Origin of the sequence: Thomasclavelia saccharogumia DSM 17460 (assembly GCF_000686665.1) — a bacterium.
In the GTDB taxonomy this organism is placed as follows: domain Bacteria; phylum Bacillota_I; class Bacilli_A; order Erysipelotrichales; family Coprobacillaceae; genus Thomasclavelia; species Thomasclavelia saccharogumia.
This window is the reverse complement of sequence record NZ_JMLH01000006.1, coordinates 24,938-43,636: the sequence shown is the minus strand read 5'-3', so window position 1 is coordinate 43,636 and position 18,699 is coordinate 24,938. Positions and strand designations below refer to the sequence as shown.

Here is an 18,699-nt window from a genome sequence, read left to right as displayed (position 1 = left end):
GCATATTCTATCATAAATCATTCATCAAGTCGACCAATTCCTCATCAGTAAGTTCACGAAAATCACCTAATTCTAAACTACGATCTAATGATAAATCTTTAATTTTTAAGCGCTTCAAATATGTTACATGTTTGCCACAGGCTTCAACCATCTTTTTCACCTGATGAAATTTGCCCTCAAAAATTTCAATTTGTACCTTACAAAAAGCTTCACCAGTTTCTAGTATTTGTAAATTAGCTTTTTTACATTTATAACCATTATCTAAAACAATTCCTTCTTTAAAAGCAGCAATATCATTTTCATTCATGATTCCTTCAACTTCAGCTATATATATTTTAGAATGATTTCGACTAGGTGCCATCAATTTATGAGCAAAATCACCATCATTGCTTATTAACAACAAACCTTCTGTATCAATATCTAATCTTCCAACTGGAAATAAATCATAATTTTCATAACCAATGATTAAATCTATTACAGTAGGATGAACATTATCTTTGGTAGCACTAACATATCCTTGTGGTTTATTAAGCATTATATATACATAAGGCCGATAATTGACCTTTTCACCATCAAAAACAATTATATCTTTTTCATAATCAACTTTATAGTCATCTTTTTTTATTATTTCTCCATTTACTGTAACATATCCTTTTCTAATAAAAGCTTTGACCTCTTTTCTAGTTCCCATTCCATAATTAGCTAACAATTTATCTAATCGCATTACCATATAATCTTATAAACCTCTCTTCTTTTTCTTTACCATTTTCATCGTTATAAAAAGTTAAATAAACTAATACATTAAACTCTTTTTTTGTCGTGATCCCAGATAAATTTACACCTTTATAAATTCCTTTTTCTTTATCTATAACATTAGGGACGAGTGAAAATACATCATCTTCAAGAATTCCTAAATTAGGTAAACTCGCACTTTCATCTTGTTCAACTTTTGCGATTGCTTGTAAATGATACATATTTATTTTAGGACTGTCAATAACAACATCATAGCGATTTGTCTCATCATCTATTTTATTGATAATTAATCTGATTGAAAACTCATCACTACCATCCTGATAGTTTTTAGACTCATTGAGCATCTCTTCATATATTTTATATTGTTTATATAATTTATCATTTTTATCATCGTCTAAGCTATTATTAAAACAGCCTGTCAACAATATACTACATATAATAATAAAAACAATTCTTTTCATATTCTTCACCGTAACCATTATAGCACTTTTTATAAAACAATAAAATAAATAGGAACCGAAGTTCCTATCTACATTTAAAAGTTTCACAAGCAGTTTCTTTAACTTCTTTTGCTTCATTACATCTACAATTACATACTGTAATTTCTTGGGCATCACACTTACAATTATGATTGTATACACAATTGTCAACATGACAACATACATCTTTTGCCATGGAATCACCTCCATTACTAGTTTTAGCAGTTTTAAAGAAACTATTCAAAAAAAGGATAAATAATTATTTATCCTCATATTCGATCAAACAGCTAAAACTATATTCTAGCTCACTAGAAAAAGTCATTGCTACTTGATAATGAATTGCTAAGATTTTAGGATCTTTTTTAGCGATAAATTCATTGATTTCATCTTCTAAATCTAATTCATGAGTTTTTTCAATTATTTTTATTTTCATAATTAGATTATAATTTGTAGATCATAAAATTTTTGTCATTATTGGTTGATTTCAATTTTTAATGCTGCTTCAAATACTTCATTAGGTTTTAAAGCGATAATTCCTTCTTTATCTTTAAATTCCCCAGTAAAATCGACATAGTCACTATGTCCAAACCAAGGTTCAATAGCAACAAGTCCACCTACATGTTTAGCCGCCCATATTCCTAAGTGTTTAAAACCGTCCATATGAACTACCAATGATTTATCATGATTCAAAGATTTTAATGCAATTTTTTTCGATTTAAAATTTTCTAAGATGATCGTATCATTACTGAACAATTTTTGACGAATAAAAAATCTTCTTTCATTATCTAAAAAACTTTCTGTTTCATGAGTGATTCCCTTTTTTTCAAGATTCAAAATTTTACGTGCCAAAGTTTCATTTTCACTAAATTCCAAATAATAATCGTTACTAGATTCATTTTCCATAAATGGACAAGCAAATGCTGGATGTCCCCCAATTTGAAAATATATTTCTTTTTCATCAATATTTGTTACTTTAAAATTACATGTTAAAATATTCTCATTTAAAGTATAAATAACATCTAATTTAAATAAATATGGATATTGTTTAACGATCTCTTCATTTGATGTAAGTGTAAAAACTACTTTCTGGTCACTAATTTGATTTGCCTGATATTCATTATGACGTGAAAAACCATGTTGCGTCATACTGTATGTCTTACCATCGATACGACATTCATTATTTTGTAAAGCGCCAACTATCGGAAATAAAACTGGTGCACTACTCCCCCATTGAATCGGATCACGACGCCACATATAATTTATTTGATCTTTTTGACCAATAATTTTAATAATTTCAGCACCTTTATTAGCTAATTGTACTTCTAAAAAATCATTTTTTAATGTAATCATTTTCTTTACCTGCATACCTTTCCAAAATAATATATCTTAAATTATTTCTTTTCAAATTCTAATAAAATCAAACAATTATACACTACATCAGTTAAATCAGAGATGATTTCACCATCAGCAGTTCTTTTTTCTTTTACAACACAGTAATTCAAACGAACTTTTACTTCTACTACATCATTAACAGCCAGTTTTTCCAACCAGTCAGCATTTTCTCCATCAGCATAAATATATGATGTTTCTCTTCCAATATTTTCATTAGTTTCAAAATCAAGAATATTTACTTCTCGACCGATCGTATCACCAATTGTTAGACCTATGGAATTTACAATTTCACTTTTTACGGTAAATGGTTCATCAACCATTTGCAATTTTATTTTTCCTTCTTTACCAGCATGTTTTTTAGGGCGAAGATAAAATTCATTAATGATCTCTTTATTTAAATTTTCACTTTTTATTTCAAATTCACGGTTTCTTTCGATATCAAATTTAATTTTTTCCTCTAATCCGCTTAAAGTATCTACTAGATCTCTACTAACTTTATCTCTTAAATCCTCAGGTGTAGTAAAAAAACTAACAGTATGTATTTTTTTCAATTTTTCTGCTTTAATTCCGGTATCAACAAATTTAGGAGGAATTGGATGATTATCATCCAAAATATAAACTAGAGTAGGAACGTTATTTTTTATAGCCTCATTATATTCTAGTTCTGAATAGGAAAGATCAAACTCTTCATGAACTGAACCATAACGCATAGCAATGATTGAAATAAATACTTTACTTTCTCTTACCTGAGATAAACAGGTTGCTAGTGAATTACTTGGACTAGAACCAAAATATTCCATTCCTTTTACTATTTGTTCTAATCTAACGATAACTTCTTTAACTTGATCACGATATGGAATCAAATCTTCGTAGGTTGATGAAACAAAAATGGGTATATGCTGTTTCAAAATTACATTTGCCATAGTTTTCCCCTTTCTTTAATATTTTAATTATATCATTTAAAAGATTTTCCTACAACAAACAAAAAAGGTTTTGATCTTTTAGTTTCACTGAACTAATAAATCAAAACCTTAAAAATTATTCACCATGATGATTTAGATCATCTATTATCTTTTCAATCTTATTTCCATACTCTAAAGAAGTATCGTTGACAAAATATAATTCAGGCACTTTACGAATAGTAAGACGCTTAGCAAGCAATGAACGAATAAACCCTTTTGAACGCTCTAATGCCTGCATTCCCTTACGTGTATCAAAATCTTTACCTAAAAAAGTTACATAAATTTTAGCAATCGATAAATCATTAGTCAAATCAACTGCTGTGATCGTACAAAAACCAATTTTAGGATCACGTACTTCTGTTTGAAGGATCTGTGATAATTCTCTTTGAATAATACCACTAACTTTTTCTTTCTTTAAAGCCATTTAATCACCTACTTAATTTCTACTTCTTCCATGATATAGCCTTCAACAATATCGCCTTCTTTAATATCATTAAAGTTTTCAATACTTAAACCACATTCAAAACCACTGGCAACTTCTTTTACATCATCTTGGAAACGTTTCAATGATCCTAATTTACCTTCATATACAACAACACCATCACGAAGTAAGCGTACTCCACAATTACGACGAATAAATCCATCAGTAACATAGCATCCAGCAATATTACCAACTTTGGAAACTTTAATAATTTGACGAATTTCAGCTTGTCCAGTAACTACTTCTTTCACTTCAGGAGCAAGCATTCCTTTCATCGCTGTTTCGATTTCTTCAACCATCTTATAAATAATATTATGCAAACGGATCTCAATGCCTTCCTCTTCTGCTTTTTGCCGAACTTTAGCATTAGGACGAACATTAAAACCATAAATAATTGCTTTAGATGCTGTCGCTAATAATACATCAGATTCTGAAATTCCACCTGCTGTTGAACGAATTACATTAACTCTTACACCATCAACATTTATTTTTTCAAGTGAAGCTTTGACCGCTTCAGCTGTACCTTGAACATCAGCTTTAACAATAATATTTAAATCAATGACCTCACCATCTTTGATTTGTGAAAATAAATCATCAAGTGATAAAGCTGCTCCCGTACTACGTTCCTTATCCTGTTTAGCTTTCAAACGTGATTCTCCAACACTACGTGCCTGTTTTTCAGTTTCAAAAGCCATAAATTTATCACCAGCTACAGGTACTTCATTTAATCCCGTAATTTCTACAGGTGTTGCTGGTAAAGCTTCTTTAATAATTTTACCACGATCATCTAACATTTGACGAACGCGACCAAATGCCGTACCAACAACGATGGGATCACCGGCTCTTAATGTTCCATTTTCAACTAATAAAGTTGCTACTGGTCCACGTCCCTTATCTAATTTACCCTCAACGACACTACCGTATGCATAACGATTAGGATTAGCTTTTAAATCTGCCAATTCCGCAACTACAGTTAAAGTTTCTAATAATTCTTCGATTCCGATTCCCTTTTTAGCTGAGATTTCACAATACACGGTATCTCCACCCCAGTCTTCAGGTAAAAGACCATATTCAGACATTTCTCCTTTGATTCTTTCAGGATCAGCACCTTCTTTATCGATCTTATTGACGGCAACAACGATTGGAACCCCAGCTGCTTTAGCATGATCGATAGCTTCTTTAGTTTGTGGCATAACACCATCATCAGCAGCAACAACAATAATTACAATATCCGTTACCTGGGCCCCACGAGCTCTCATTGCTGTAAAAGCTTCATGACCTGGAGTGTCTAAAAAAGTTACTTTTTTTCCATTTACATCAACCTGGTAAGCACCAATGTGCTGAGTAATTCCACCAAATTCTCCTTCAACAACAGCAGATTTTCTAATTGTATCTAATAATGTTGTTTTTCCATGATCAACATGTCCCATTATTGTAACCACTGGACAACGTGGTACTAAGTCTTTTTCATCATCTACGATATCGATTTCTTCAAAATTAACTTCACTTACTTCAACATGTTTTTCAGCTTCAAAACCGTATTCTAAACATATTAATTCAACTTGTTCATCATTCAATGAAGAATTGATCGTCACCATCGTTCCTAATAAAAATAATACTTTAATAACATTAGCAGGTGTTTGACCAATTTTTTCTGCTAATTGTCCAACTGTGATTCCTTCTTCATATACAATTACTCCATCTTTAACTACTTCTTCTTTCTTAGTAGGAAAATTAGATTTCAATTGTTTCTTTTTTGATGCACCCTTTTTATTTTTTGAATGTTTATTTTGTTTTACCATAACTTCACCCTCCTATCTTTTCTTTTAAATTTTTAGCAAATCCTCTATCTGTAATTCCTATTGCGACACGATTATTTTTACCGATTGCTTTAGAAAGTTCACTAATGTTACTAGCAATAACATAATCAACATTATAACTAGTACATTTATCTGTAATCTTCTTCTTACTATTATCACTTGCATCACTAGCAATAACTACGAAATATACCCCATTAGATCTAATTTTATTTATTAATGTTTCTCCTGTAACGATTTTACGAGCCCGACTAGCTAGACCTAAGGTATTTAAAAAATTATTCATTTGCATATTTTTCCAATTCTTCAAAAATCTGCTCAGGAATTTCAACTTGTAAAGCTCGGGCTAAAACTTTTTTCTTTTTTGCCGTTTCAAAAGCTGCCTTACTTCTTTTTAAATACGCACCACGACCATTCATCTTTCCCGTCGGATCAACGAATACTTCGCCTTCCTTATTACGAACGACCCTTATCATTTCTTTTTTTGGCAACTGTTCTCCAGTAGCCAAACATTTTCTCAATGGTATTTTATGCAAGATCATCACTCCTTAATCAGCATCATAATATTTATCATATTCATCATAATCGATTTCTTCATCATACTTATTGTAATCATCATCTAAATCTTCAAAATCTTCATATTCAAAGACTTTTTTAACTGGTGTCACTTCAACTGCTTCTGTTTCATCATCTTCAATTGCTTCAGCTGCTGTCTTTTCTAACATTTCTTGAGCGAATTCTTCTTCAAAGCCAGTATCAACAGGTGAATCTTTTGGTTCATTATCAATTTCATCTAATGTCACTAAACCAAGTTCTAAAGCTTCACTGACTGATTTTATATCGATCTTCCATCCCGTAAGACGTACTGCTAAACGGGCATTTTGACCACGTTTACCGATTGCTAAAGACAACTGATCATCAGGTACGATTACTAAAGCACTATGATCATCTTCATTAACAGTAACATATTTAACATCAGATGGACTTAAAGCATTTGAAATAAAGACAACTGGATCACTACTCCAAATAATAATATCGATCATTTCACCATTTAATTCATCAACGACATTTTTAACTCGGCTTCCTTTAGGTCCTACACATGAACCAATTGGATCAACATTTTCATGGCTAGTATAAACAGCTACTTTACTTCTTTCGCCAGGTTCCCGAGAAACAGCTTTGATTTCAACGATTCCTTCATATACTTCAGGCACTTCTAATTCAAATAAACGCTTAACAAAATTTGGTTCGGTTCTACTAACGACAATATGAGTTCCTTTTGTACCACGATCAACATCATTAACATAAACTTTCAAATGTTGACCTTCTTTGATCTTTTCACCAGGAATTTGTTGATTTATTGCTAAAAAAGCTCCAGTTTTACCAATATTGATAATTGCAAACTTATCTTCTACCCGATCAACGATTCCCGTAATAATATCATCTTTTTTATCTGCAAATTCATTATAAAGTGTTTCTTTTTCAGTTTCGCGAATTTTTTGTCTAAACAGCTGTTTAGTTTGAATTGCTGCTAAACGCCCAATATGTTCAACATCAGCTTCTGTTTCAACAACATCTCCTACTTTATAAAAAGGATTGATAGCTTGAGCTTCTTCTAAAGATAATTCAATATCTTCATCTTCAAGATCTTCAACTACCGTTCTTAATTCAAATAGTCTAAACTTACCCGTTTTTTCATTAATTTCAACACGGACATTAGCATCAGGATTTAAATAATTTTTCTTGTATGCTTTTGCAATTGATTCTTTTAACATATCTAAGAAAACTTCTTTTTCAATTCCTTTTTCTTCAATTAATAGATTTAATGCGTCCATGAATTTTTTACTTGCCACTTTTTTTTCCTCCTAAAATTTCACAGCTAGTCTAATAAATTTAATATTGTTATAGTCAATCTTAATCTTTTTCTTAATATTTTTGACCAAATATTCAAATTCAATCACTTCATCTTCAATTGTCTTAATATAACCTTCAACTTCATCCATCCCCGCAATCGGATCATAAAATTTAGCATAAACATATTTACCGATCGATTTTTTAACCTGTTCAAATGTTTTTAACGGTTTTTCGATTCCCGGTGAAGAAACTTCCAAATAATATTCTCCTTGAATCGGATCTTCTTCATCGAGTTTCTGGCTAATCGCTTCACTTACAGCTACACAAGTATCCATATCTAAAAATCCTTCATTTTTTTCAATAAAGATTCTAAGATACCACTCCCCTTTATCTTGAACATATTCAATATCATCAAGATAAACATCGTTACTTTGTAAAATTGGTTCAATCATCATTTTAATCTTATCCAAAAGTTCCATCATTTCACCTCTATTCAATAATAAAGAGTGGGTTGCCCCACTCGCTTCCTATGAAACTGTCTATATAATAGCACATTTTAATTTATATTGCAACCTTTTAAAAAAGTGATAATTGATTTCTTTCCTGCATCCCATTAAATACACCCATTTTTGTAAGTGTCTTAATATGTGAATTATTTAATTTAGTTCGTTTGATAACATCTTCTTTTGACAAAAACGGCCCTTTTTCACGCGCTTCAATAACAGTTTTAGCTACCGCATCACCTAAAGCATCAATAGCACTAAATGGGGGAATCAAAGCATGATCATCATTAGGATCAAGAATAAACTTACTCGCTTGTGAATATTCCAAACTGATTGGACTAAAATGGAACCCTCGTTCAATCATCTCTAAAGCAATTTCAAATACATCCCATAATCCCTCATCTTTATTTGAAGCACTTCGCTCAGCTCGAAGCCGCGTAATTTCTTCACGTCTTGCCATGATGGCATCTTTTCCTTGGATCAAGGTATCTATTTCATAAAAATCACATCTTGTCGAAAAATAAACTGCATAATATTCGCGAGGATAATAAACTTTCCACCAGGCTACTCGAATTGCTGAAAGAACATAAGCCACTGCATGGGCTTTGGGAAACATGTACTTGATTTTTTTACATGAATCAATATACCACTGTGGTACGTTATATTTTTTCATTAATTCTTCATACTTTTTCTCCGGAAAAACGGCTGGTGATTTTCCCTTACGAACACATTCCATAATATCAAATGCATCTTTATTTGGTAAGCCCTTTTCAATCAAATAAACCATGATATCATCACGACATCCGATTACTTCCGAAAGCGTACAAGTTCCTGATTTAATTAAACTTTCAGCATTGCCCAAATAAACATCCGTACCATGAGATAATCCTGAAATGATAACTAGATCACTAAATGACTTAGGCTGCGTTTGATCCAGCATGCCGCGAACAAAAGTCGTTCCAAACTCGGGTAAGCCCAGCGCACCATTTTTACAACCAATAAAGTCTAGATTACAGCCTAAAGCTTCACTACTAGTAAATAAAGACATTACTTTTTTATCATTCGTGGGAATCGTCTTAGGATCGACTCCGGTTAGATCTTGTAAAGCTCTAGTAACCGTAGGATCGACATGCCCTAAAATATCAAATTTTAAGACATTGTCATGAATCGCATGGAAATCGAAGTGTGTCGTTTTCCATGCTGCCGTTAGATCGTCGGCAGGATATTGGTAAGGAGTAAAATCAAAAACATCCATATCCCGAGGAATGACAATTATTCCCCCAGGATGCTGTCCCGTAGTTCGCTTGACACCACCACAGCCAGCTGCGATTCTCTCTAATTCAGCACTTCTGATCGTTTGATCAGTCCCCATTAATTCAGCATAGCCCTTGGCATAACCATAAGCAGTTTTTTCCGCTACTGTCGAAATTGTTCCGGCTCTAAAGACATGATCTTCACCGAAGATTTCTTTAGTAAAAGCATGGGCATTAGCTTGATATTCACCTGAGAAATTAAGATCGATATCTGGTACTTTATCAGCATTAAAACCAAGGAAGGTTTCAAAAGGAATATTGTGTCCTTCGCCTTTCATTATCTTTCCGCATTTAGGACAAACCTTATCTTCAAGATCATAACCATCGGCAATAACACCTTCATCTAAAAATTCACTATAAGAACAATTCAAACAAACATAATGTGGCGGTAACGGATTAACCTCGGTAATTCCTGACATCGTGGCTACAAAAGAAGATCCTACCGATCCCCTTGAACCAACCAGATATCCATCATCATTAGATTTCTTTACTAATAAATGGGAAATATAATAAATGACCCCAAAACCATGTTTGATGATGTTACTTAATTCTTTTTCTAAACGCTTTTCAACGATTTCTGGTAAGGGATTACCATATGTTTTATAAGCTGTTTCATAACAAAGTTTTTTCAAATTTTCATCTGCACCATCAATTTTTGGCGTATATAATTTATCATGTACTGGTTTGATTTCTTCAATCATATCAGCAATTTTATTAGTATTAGTTACAACGTATTCATATACTTCTTCTTGTGGTAAATAAGGATAACATTCCAGCATCTCATTTGTAGTTCGTAAATACTGAGAAGGATTTTTAGCTTTAGGATTACGACGATCACATAAGGGATGTGCTTTATGTCCTATTCCGATTGTCGGGTTAGAAATAAAGACATCTCTAAAAATCTTATCTTTAAGATCTAAAAAATGAACATCTCCGGTAGCAACGATCAGTTTATTTAATTTTTTAGCACAATCGACGATACGATGTAATGACTTAATTAATTCATCACGATCTTGAAGTTTACCTCGTTCAATTAAATGATAGTAATCTTCTAACGGCTGAATTTCTATATAATCATAAAATGCCATGGCCTTTTCTAATTTATCATCAGAAAGATTTAAAGCTGCTTCAAAAACATCACCATTATAACAGCTGCTGCCATAAATCAAACCTTCATGATAATATTCCAAACGCTCTTTAGGAATCCTTGATTCACCATGAAAATATTTAGTATTAGCTTCACTTACTAATTTAAACATGTTCTTTAATCCCGTTTTATTTAAAGCTAACGCTGTCATATGATAAGGATAAACAATTTTATAAACATCATCACCTGTTAATTCACATAAATCTAATAAATTATATTTTCCCCCCTGCATGATTTGATGAATCATCAAAGTAAAAACATCACCTAAAACCTGAGCATCATAATCAGCACGATGGGCAACTTCATCATCATAATTAACCCGATAAGTACGACAGACATTTCCCAATCGATATGATTTCATTGGTTTTAAGATAGCTCTTGCTAGAGCTAATGAATCAATGATTGGATTAGTTATTTCTGGTAAATTATTTCTTCTTAAATTCTCATTTAAAAAGCCAATATCAAAATTCGCATTATGAGCAACTAAGATACAATCATCAAAAAATTCTAAAATATCCGGTAAAATGGCATCAATAGTAGGTTCATTTTTAACCATATCATTAGTAATATTAGTAAGATTAGTAATTCTAGAAGAAATTATCTTGCCAGGATTAATAAATCTTTGCATCCGGTCGATGACCTCACCATTTCTAATTTTTACAGCACCAAATTCCGTTATGCCATCATGAATAACTGAAAGACCAGTTGTTTCTAAGTCAAATGATACATATGTGGCGTGTTCAATTGAAGTATCGATTGGATTATAGACAATATTTAAAGTTGGATCGATCATATTGAACTCTACTCCATAGATCATTTTGATACCCGCTTTCAAACTAGCCATTTGAGCCTCAGGAAAAGATTGGACATTTCCATGATCTGTCACTGCTATAGCCTTATGTCCCCATGATGCTGCCGTATTTATATATTGACTGATCGTTCCAATACCATCCATTGCTGACATTTTTGAATGTGTATGTAATTCAACTCGTTTTGTCTCACATGTATCCTTTCTTGCGGCAGGACTTTTAATTACTTCAACTTCACGCGCCATCAATACTGTTTCATGGGCAAAACTATCAAAACGTGCTTCACCGCGCACTTTGACCCAAACATTCCCTTTACCAATTACTTTTAACTCTTCAAGGGAATTATTAGAATTATTTTCAAACCTTTTAACGATAATAGAATCTGTATAATCAGTTACCCAAAGACTTTGAATATGCTTTCCGGCTCTGGTTTTAACCATATCCGTTTTAAATACATATCCCTTGATCACGATATTATTCTCCATCGTTTGATTAGTTATTTCTTCTATCTTCATTTCAATGACATTACCTTTTTGACGGTAATTGTTTTTATAATTATTTTCCTGAACAGGTGGTTTTTCGTTTTTTTGTAATAATGACATATCTATTTCTACTGGTTCATAAGCTTCCATTTCTTCTTTGATATCTTTGAAAATATCATTATTTTCATCGATATAAAAATCAAATGGTCTATCGATACCAACTCCCGCAAAAAGAGTTTCAATTTGACTTTTTAATTGGGATAGTTGTTCTAGCTGGATTTCGTTACAAGTCTCTATTTTTATAATTGATCCAATTTTAAAACTATCTATTGTTAAAGTTGAACAAACTGGATATTCTTGTTTCAATTTTTCTAAAAGATATCCTACATATGGTAATAATTGCTCAACCGTAAAATCAGTATTTTCATAATTGATGCGATATTTTACAGGATAGGGAAAATTTTGAGCTCCCTGCAACAACAACTGATATTCATCAAATGGTATTAGCTGCGGATATGATAAATAGAACGTATAACTATCATCCTTACCAACCACTACTTTCGATATAAGACCTTTTTTTAAAAACTGTACTTGTTCATCAATCTTTAAATTCTTTAATAATATTAATAGTCTATCCTCCATCATCTCACCTCATCGATCTTTAAATTCATATTTGTTATTATAACATAAGAAAAGGGAATTAATTTCCCTTTAACTAAATATTCCCGAAATATCGTTGATCGTTACAAAAATCATCAAGCCAAAAACAAATAATAAACCAATAACTTGAAGTGCATATTTAAGCTTGATTGGCAGTTCACGACCAATGATCTTTTCTACTAATGCAAAAAGCACTTGACATCCATCTAAACCAGGAATCGGAAGTAAATTAAACATCCCAATATTGGTTGAAAAAAGCGCTAGTAAAATGAGAAGCTGACTGATCGAACCTGTTTGGGTAATTTCTGAAGTAACATTGTATATACCAACAGGACCTGATAACTGCCCTATTGTATTAGCCGAATCAGTTATTAATTTCCCTAAAGTAGTAAAAATCAACAATGCCATTGTTTTAAATTGATCCAAACCATAGTTGATTGCTTCAAAAAAACTTAATCTTCTTGTCGCAGCTTTAATTCCCATAATATAAGAATTAGTATCCTGGTCATAATTAGCACTAACATTCTTGGTCATTGTCTTACCATTACGAACGATCTCAACTTTTAATGAAACTTGACTGCTGTCAGATTTCAAATTAGAATTATCTAACACTTTTTGAATATCACTAAACGAAGCAACAATATTTTCTTGATCATTATAAGTTATCTTAGAAATAGTATCGCCGGCTTCTAAGCCTGCCATCATAGCTGGACTATCTGGAACAACCGTACCAATTTCTGAGGTGTTAGTTTGAACATTGATAAAACAATATACACTAATTAAAATAACTAATGATAAAACAAAATTCATGAAGACGCCAGCTAAAAAGACAACACATTTCTTCCAACAGCTAATTCCTTTTAAAGTTCTTTCAAAAGGAACATCTTTAAATTCCTCAATATCATTATCTGCTTCTCCAGCCATACTAACAAAACCGCCAATTGGCAAAGCTCTAATTTCATATTCAGTTTCCCCAACTTTTCGTGAAAACAATTTAGGCCCCATACCAATTGAAAATTCGCTACAATATACACCAAATGATTTTGCTGTTAAAAAGTGTCCTAATTCGTGGACTAAAACAACAATTCCTAATATCAATATAAAAACAACAATATTTATTAATGTTTGCATCCATCTTCTCCTATCTCTTTTAATACAAAATCACGAGCCCAAGCATCAACTTCAATTAACTGCTGTAAAGTTGGCTCTTTAATAGTTTGATGGCAAGATAAAGCTTTTTCGACTAATTCTTCAATTTGTAAAAACTCAATTTTACCATTTCTAAACAATTCATTGGCTTGTTCATTTGCACCATTTAAAACACATGGTTTACTACCACCTTCACGCCCTGCCTGATATGCTAATGCTAAAGCTCTAAAGCGTTTAAAATCAGGTTTTTTAAACGTTAAAGCAGCAATCTTAGCTAAATCTAAACTCGCACCACCAGCTAAGACATCACGTTCAGGATAAGTTAAAGCATATTGAATCGGTAGACGCATATCAGGATTACCTAGTTGTCCAATGACTGATGTATCAACAAATTCAACCATTGAATGAATGATACTTTCAGGATGAATCAGTACTTCTATTTGATCATAACTAACATCAAAAAGCCATTTAGCTTCAATAACTTCCAAACCTTTATTAAAAAGAGTAGCACTATCAATAGTTATTTTAGCTCCCATCGACCAATTAGGATGATTCAAAGCTTCCTGTACACTTACACCTACAAGTTCTTCGCAACTTTTATCGCGAAAGCTGCCACCACTAGCAGTTAAAATAATCTTTTTTATCTGCTTTCTATTTTCTCCATTTAAAGATTGAAAAATAGCTGAATGTTCACTATCAACTGGTAACAATTTAACATTATTTTCTTTTACCAGCTTAGTAATTATATGCCCTGCAACTACTAATGTTTCCTTATTAGCTAAAGCAATATCTTTCTTAGCTTTGATTGCTTCAATTGTTGGTAATAAACCGGCAAAGCCAACGATTGCATTTAAAACAATATCGACTTCACTCAATGTTGCTATTTTAATCAATCCCTCGGTTCCATGATAAATATATTTATGGGGATATTTTTTTTGTAAATAAGTGGCATCTTCTTTATTAACCACACAAATATATTCAACATCGATCATCTCTAAAATCTCTTCTACTTTTGCAATATTGAATCCTGCTGACATTGCCTTGATCTTAAACCTGTCAGAATGATTTTTGACCACATCAACAGTCTGCATTCCAATTGATCCTGTTACTCCTAAGACTGTAATATTTTTCATTTTATAACCTCACCATCACTAAAAAGAAACTTAACACAAGTGCATTAAATAAAATACTGTCAATTCGATCTAAAATACCACCATGCCCAGGTAATAAATTTGAATAGTCTTTAACGCCAAAATGACGTTTCACAGCACTAAAAACTAAATCACCGATTTGGCTTGTAAGAGTTAAAACAAAACATGCTACGATCAAAATTGAATTTGTTTTTAAAAGTCCAAAATACCCAGCAAAACTAACTGCCAGCAAAGTTCCTAAAAACACCCCGCCTATCGATCCTTCAACAGTTTTCTTTGGTGATAATCTAGGAATTAGTTTATGTTTTCCAAAAAAGACACCCGCAAAATAAGCTCCCGTATCACTACCATAAGTAGCTAAAGCCAATAATAATAAATACTGAAAACCATAAACATCACGAAGTGACATCAATGCGTGTAAACCGGCACAAATCAGTACCCCCATCGTAAAAATATAACTTGTTCTTTCAATCGTTAAAGTCTCATCAAATATCGTTGCTGCAAATAAGACAACCAAATAAAGCAGTATCCCATAAGAAGCCAAAAACAAATCATTTTGATCAAATAAAAAACCATAACTAAAAAATAAAAATACTAAGGGATAAATATATAATTTAATTTTAGGACGAGTACAAATATGAAGCATTTCATAAACCGACAGAGCTAGTACTACACCTACTAGTCCCTTAAAAAAGTAACCACCTAAAATAACACATGGCAAAGCTACTATCAATAAACAAATAGCCGTAATTATTCTTTGTTTCATTATTTTAATCCTCCAAAACGCCGATCTCGATTTTGATACAGCCAAATCGCTTTACACAATTCTTCTTCATTGAAATCTGGCCATAATACATCTGTAAAAACAAATTCGGCATAAGCTAATTGCCATAATAGAAAGTTAGACAAACGCTGTTCACCACTCGTTCTAACCATCAAATCAACATCTGGTAAATCTTTAGTCATTAATTCACCAGCAAATAACTGTTCATCAATATCATTAATATCGATCTCACCCTCTTTTAGTTTGATAGCAATATTCTTACCAGCATTAACTATCTCATCACGTCCACCATAAATAAAGGCAAAACATAATTTTAAACCAGTGTTATGCTGTGTTTTTTCAATTGCTTTATTAATGATATCCTGAGTTTCTTGAGGCGCCATATCTAAATGACCGATCGTACAGATCTTAACATTATTTTCCATCAATTCTTTCATATATGCATCAAAAAAATCTTTTGGCAGTTTAAAAATATACTGAACTTCATTTTCAGGACGCGCAAAATTTTCTGTTGAAAAAGCATAAACAGTCATTGCTTCCACCTTTAATTCATTGCATTTTAAAGCAATATCACGAATCGTCTTAGTTCCTTCATGATGTCCATATGTACGAGGCATTTTACGTTTCTTTGCCCATCTACCATTGCCATCCATAATAAAAGCAATATGTTTCGGAATATTATTCAAATCAAGATCTTGATAATCTTCTTCTTTTTTATCTTTTTTAAAAAACATTTGTTGACCTCCTGTTTAACTATTCGAGATTATACCATAAATAGACTATAAAAAAAAGATGCTAAATCTAAACTTAGCATCGATAATTATTATACAGTCATAATCTCTTTTTCTTTTGCTTTAGCAATCTCATCAATTTCTTTAACAAATTTATCTGTTAACTTTTGAACTTTTTCTTGACCAGATTTTATTTCATCTTCACTGCCATCAACTTTTTTTATTTCATCATTACTATCACGACGAATATTACGAACTGATACTTTAGCATTTTCAGCATATTTCCAAACTTGTTTAGCGAATTCTTTACGGCGTTCTTCAGTTAAAGCTGGTACCATGATTCGAATAAGTTCCCCATCATTTTGTGGTGTTAATCCTAATTCAGCTTCATAAATACCATGTTCAATATCTTTAATACTTGATTTATCATAAGGTTTGATTACTAATTGACGTCCTTCTACTACTGAAATTCCCGCAATTTGATTAACTGGTGTCGGTGATCCATAATAATTGACCATTACACGATCAAGCATTGCAGGATTAGCCCGTCCTGTTCTAACTGTTGTTAAATCACGCTTAAAAGAATCAATCGTTTTACTCATTCTTTCACTCGTATCATCTAAAATCATGTTTATCATTTCTATTTTCCTCCTGAAATAATTGTTCCTATTTTATCGCCATTGCATGCTTTAGCAATATTGCCATCTTCAGACATATTAAATACACATAAATCAATATTATTATCTTTACATAAAGTAATTGCAGTTTGATCCATAATTTTCAAATCTTTTTGTAATACATCAAAATATGAAATGTTTTCAAAACGCTCTGCATTTGGATCAAGTTTAGGATCAGCTGAATAAACACCATCAACACCATTTTTTGCCATTAAAATAACATCAGCATTAATTTCAGCTGCTCTTAAAGCTGCTGTTGTATCAGTTGTAAAGAACGGGCTTCCCGTACCAGCTCCAAAAATAACGATACGCCCTTTTTCCAAATGACGAATCGCCCGTCTTCTAATATATGGTTCTGCTACTTGGCGCATTTCAATTGCTGAAAGAACTCTTGTTGGAACATCAATAGCTTCTAATGCATTTTGAACTGCTAAACCATTCATAACAGTTGCTAACATTCCCATATAATCAGCACTTGATCGATCCATTCCCATATCAGCACCAGTTTTACCACGCCATAAATTTCCACCACCACATACTATTGCAATTTCTACACCAATAGCTTTGGCATCTTTGATTTGACGTGCAATATCTGCAACAGTCTGCGCATTGATTCCCATTTTATCATCACCAGCTAGAGCTTCACCGCTTAATTTCAATAATACCCGCTTATACTTCATATTAATCTCCTTTTTTACATTTTCTTAAAAAATATCTATGCATAAATTTGCATCCCATTATCAACAATAATGATTACTTTTTCTTTACAAAATTTATCATATTTTCTCTTTTTAGTCAAGGTACATTATACTCGTAAAACTATCTAGATATTTTTTAGATTTTTCTTATTATAAACAATTAATAGATAATCAATTTAATTTTAGAATTAACCTAGTTGTATCACCAATATTTACTATTTCGTTAAAGCATAAAAGATCAATAATAAAATATGTTACACAAAAAAGAATCACGATCTATCATCAGATAATAAATCCTATACACAGTTTTGAAAATCATGAACAGCATTATCTTCCTATAATTTTAAACCCTAATTCATATTTGAACTTGCCAAAAAATCTGAATTTATCTCTAATTCACCTCTTTATCTATTTTAACTAACACTTGATTATCCTTTTTCTAAATGATAACTTCCTTACTTAAATCAATTAAAAACATAACTTTATAATTATTTACAGAAAATTTTTGTATGTGATTTGAAATCATCCACATAAATATTATATTTTCAAAAAATTTGATGTTGCAAAAATTATTAATTTTATCACGATTGAATAAGCCTTGATATAATGCCAAAAATGAAATATGTATCAAAATAAACGATATCCTTTTCTTACAATAAAAGAGTTAATCTCTAAATACATAACTATGCCACATCATTAAACTGATAAACATATTTAGTGTATAACATGAATATAAGTAACTTATATTAGAGAAGTACTTATATGGAATAAAAATATGCCATTGATGATTTAAAAAAACTTTTACCTGATTTATTAAATGAATTATTTGAAATATTATTTACTATGAAACCTGTTAT

General features: G+C 31.7%; 19 protein-coding genes. All 19 read right to left on the bottom strand.

The features are described 5' to 3' along the window. Positions 1 to 10: 10 nt before the first annotated feature. Positions 11 to 730, bottom strand: a complete 720-nt coding sequence (locus tag BR82_RS0102965; RefSeq protein WP_027088955.1) for a pseudouridine synthase — start codon at positions 728 to 730, stop codon at positions 11 to 13. Beyond that, the gene (locus BR82_RS0102960; RefSeq protein WP_024720579.1) at positions 711 to 1,214 is read right to left on the bottom strand and encodes a hypothetical protein; all 504 of its coding nucleotides are present in this window, start codon (positions 1,212 to 1,214) and stop codon (positions 711 to 713) included. Before BR82_RS0102960 ends, BR82_RS0102965 begins: the two co-directional genes overlap by 20 nt. Positions 1,215 to 1,278: 64 nt before the next feature. Beyond that, positions 1,279 to 1,428 carry a DUF1540 domain-containing protein gene (locus tag BR82_RS16615; protein ID WP_081721092.1) on the bottom strand — a complete coding sequence of 50 codons (150 nt, stop codon included), beginning with the start codon at positions 1,426 to 1,428 and terminating at the stop codon, positions 1,279 to 1,281. Between the two features lie 63 nt (positions 1,429 to 1,491). Then, entirely contained in the window at positions 1,492 to 1,665 is a 174-nt protein-coding gene (locus tag BR82_RS16610) for a sporulation protein Cse60 (protein ID WP_081721093.1), read from the bottom strand. Positions 1,666 to 1,703: 38 nt separating this feature from the next. Further along, a complete protein-coding gene (locus tag BR82_RS0102945) occupies positions 1,704 to 2,582 on the bottom strand; it encodes an aldose 1-epimerase family protein (protein ID WP_027088954.1) in 879 nt (292 codons plus the stop codon). Between the two features lie 41 nt (positions 2,583 to 2,623). Continuing rightward, positions 2,624 to 3,547 carry a DUF4062 domain-containing protein gene (locus BR82_RS16250; protein ID WP_051592725.1) on the bottom strand — a complete coding sequence of 308 codons (924 nt, stop codon included), beginning with the start codon at positions 3,545 to 3,547 and terminating at the stop codon, positions 2,624 to 2,626. A gap of 115 nt (positions 3,548 to 3,662) precedes the next feature. Then, entirely contained in the window at positions 3,663 to 4,010 is a 348-nt protein-coding gene (gene rbfA / locus BR82_RS0102935; protein ID WP_024720582.1) for a 30S ribosome-binding factor RbfA, read from the bottom strand. Positions 4,011 to 4,018: 8 nt separating this feature from the next. After that, positions 4,019 to 5,869, bottom strand: a complete 1,851-nt coding sequence (gene infB / locus BR82_RS0102930) for a translation initiation factor IF-2 (RefSeq protein ID WP_027088953.1) — start codon at positions 5,867 to 5,869, stop codon at positions 4,019 to 4,021. Between the two features lie 4 nt (positions 5,870 to 5,873). Then, entirely contained in the window at positions 5,874 to 6,170 is a 297-nt protein-coding gene (locus tag BR82_RS0102925; protein WP_027088952.1) for a L7Ae/L30e/S12e/Gadd45 family ribosomal protein, read from the bottom strand. Continuing rightward, positions 6,163 to 6,420 carry an RNase P modulator RnpM gene (rnpM, locus tag BR82_RS0102920; RefSeq protein ID WP_027088951.1) on the bottom strand — a complete coding sequence of 86 codons (258 nt, stop codon included), beginning with the start codon at positions 6,418 to 6,420 and terminating at the stop codon, positions 6,163 to 6,165. Before rnpM ends, BR82_RS0102925 begins: the two co-directional genes overlap by 8 nt. Before the next feature lie 12 nt (positions 6,421 to 6,432). Next, positions 6,433 to 7,737 (bottom strand): transcription termination factor NusA, encoded by a 1,305-nt coding sequence (gene nusA, locus BR82_RS0102915; protein ID WP_024720585.1) that lies wholly within the window; start codon positions 7,735 to 7,737, stop codon positions 6,433 to 6,435. A 12-nt stretch (positions 7,738 to 7,749) separates the two neighbouring features. Then, on the bottom strand, positions 7,750 to 8,217 hold the full coding sequence (locus BR82_RS0102910; protein ID WP_024720586.1) for a ribosome maturation factor RimP: 468 nt from the start codon (positions 8,215 to 8,217) through the stop codon (positions 7,750 to 7,752). Between the two features lie 97 nt (positions 8,218 to 8,314). Beyond that, positions 8,315 to 12,634, bottom strand: coding sequence for a PolC-type DNA polymerase III (locus BR82_RS0102905; RefSeq protein WP_027088950.1), 4,320 nt, complete (start codon positions 12,632 to 12,634; stop codon positions 8,315 to 8,317). Positions 12,635 to 12,703: 69 nt separating this feature from the next. Then, positions 12,704 to 13,783 carry a M50 family metallopeptidase gene (locus BR82_RS0102900; protein ID WP_027088949.1) on the bottom strand — a complete coding sequence of 360 codons (1,080 nt, stop codon included), beginning with the start codon at positions 13,781 to 13,783 and terminating at the stop codon, positions 12,704 to 12,706. After that, positions 13,771 to 14,934, bottom strand: a complete 1,164-nt coding sequence (locus tag BR82_RS0102895; RefSeq protein ID WP_027088948.1) for a 1-deoxy-D-xylulose-5-phosphate reductoisomerase — start codon at positions 14,932 to 14,934, stop codon at positions 13,771 to 13,773. Before BR82_RS0102895 ends, BR82_RS0102900 begins: the two co-directional genes overlap by 13 nt. Before the next feature lies 1 nt (position 14,935). Next, complete coding sequence (locus tag BR82_RS0102890; RefSeq protein WP_027088947.1) at positions 14,936 to 15,718, bottom strand: phosphatidate cytidylyltransferase; 783 nt, start codon at positions 15,716 to 15,718, stop codon at positions 14,936 to 14,938. Beyond that, complete coding sequence (locus BR82_RS0102885) at positions 15,718 to 16,470, bottom strand: isoprenyl transferase (protein ID WP_027088946.1); 753 nt, start codon at positions 16,468 to 16,470, stop codon at positions 15,718 to 15,720. Before BR82_RS0102885 ends, BR82_RS0102890 begins: the two co-directional genes overlap by 1 nt. Before the next feature lie 89 nt (positions 16,471 to 16,559). Then, positions 16,560 to 17,105, bottom strand: a complete 546-nt coding sequence (gene frr, locus BR82_RS0102880; RefSeq protein WP_024720590.1) for a ribosome recycling factor — start codon at positions 17,103 to 17,105, stop codon at positions 16,560 to 16,562. Between the two features lie 2 nt (positions 17,106 to 17,107). Further along, complete coding sequence (gene pyrH, locus BR82_RS0102875) at positions 17,108 to 17,824, bottom strand: UMP kinase (RefSeq protein ID WP_024720591.1); 717 nt, start codon at positions 17,822 to 17,824, stop codon at positions 17,108 to 17,110. Positions 17,825 to 18,699 lie beyond the last annotated feature (875 nt).

Bases quoted from the DNA above. Each gene is read 5' to 3' on its own strand.
- BR82_RS0102965 (WP_027088955.1), bottom strand. From the start codon at position 730: ATGGTAATGCGATTAGATAAATTGTTAGCTAATTATGGAATGGGAACT.
- BR82_RS0102960 (WP_024720579.1), bottom strand. From the start codon at position 1,214: ATGAAAAGAATTGTTTTTATTATTATATGTAGTATATTGTTGACAGGC.
- BR82_RS16615 (WP_081721092.1), bottom strand. From the start codon at position 1,428: ATGGCAAAAGATGTATGTTGTCATGTTGACAATTGTGTATACAATCAT.
- BR82_RS16610 (WP_081721093.1), bottom strand. From the start codon at position 1,665: ATGAAAATAAAAATAATTGAAAAAACTCATGAATTAGATTTAGAAGAT.
- BR82_RS0102945 (WP_027088954.1), bottom strand. From the start codon at position 2,582: ATGATTACATTAAAAAATGATTTTTTAGAAGTACAATTAGCTAATAAA.
- BR82_RS16250 (WP_051592725.1), bottom strand. From the start codon at position 3,547: ATGGCAAATGTAATTTTGAAACAGCATATACCCATTTTTGTTTCATCA.
- rbfA (WP_024720582.1), bottom strand. From the start codon at position 4,010: ATGGCTTTAAAGAAAGAAAAAGTTAGTGGTATTATTCAAAGAGAATTA.
- infB (WP_027088953.1), bottom strand. From the start codon at position 5,869: ATGGTAAAACAAAATAAACATTCAAAAAATAAAAAGGGTGCATCAAAA.
- BR82_RS0102925 (WP_027088952.1), bottom strand. From the start codon at position 6,170: ATGAATAATTTTTTAAATACCTTAGGTCTAGCTAGTCGGGCTCGTAAA.
- BR82_RS0102910 (WP_024720586.1), bottom strand. From the start codon at position 8,217: ATGGAACTTTTGGATAAGATTAAAATGATGATTGAACCAATTTTACAA.
- BR82_RS0102905 (WP_027088950.1), bottom strand. From the start codon at position 12,634: ATGGAGGATAGACTATTAATATTATTAAAGAATTTAAAGATTGATGAA.
- BR82_RS0102900 (WP_027088949.1), bottom strand. From the start codon at position 13,783: ATGCAAACATTAATAAATATTGTTGTTTTTATATTGATATTAGGAATT.
- BR82_RS0102895 (WP_027088948.1), bottom strand. From the start codon at position 14,934: ATGAAAAATATTACAGTCTTAGGAGTAACAGGATCAATTGGAATGCAG.
- BR82_RS0102890 (WP_027088947.1), bottom strand. From the start codon at position 15,718: ATGAAACAAAGAATAATTACGGCTATTTGTTTATTGATAGTAGCTTTG.
- BR82_RS0102885 (WP_027088946.1), bottom strand. From the start codon at position 16,470: ATGTTTTTTAAAAAAGATAAAAAAGAAGAAGATTATCAAGATCTTGAT.
- frr (WP_024720590.1), bottom strand. From the start codon at position 17,105: ATGATAAACATGATTTTAGATGATACGAGTGAAAGAATGAGTAAAACG.
- pyrH (WP_024720591.1), bottom strand. From the start codon at position 17,824: ATGAAGTATAAGCGGGTATTATTGAAATTAAGCGGTGAAGCTCTAGCT.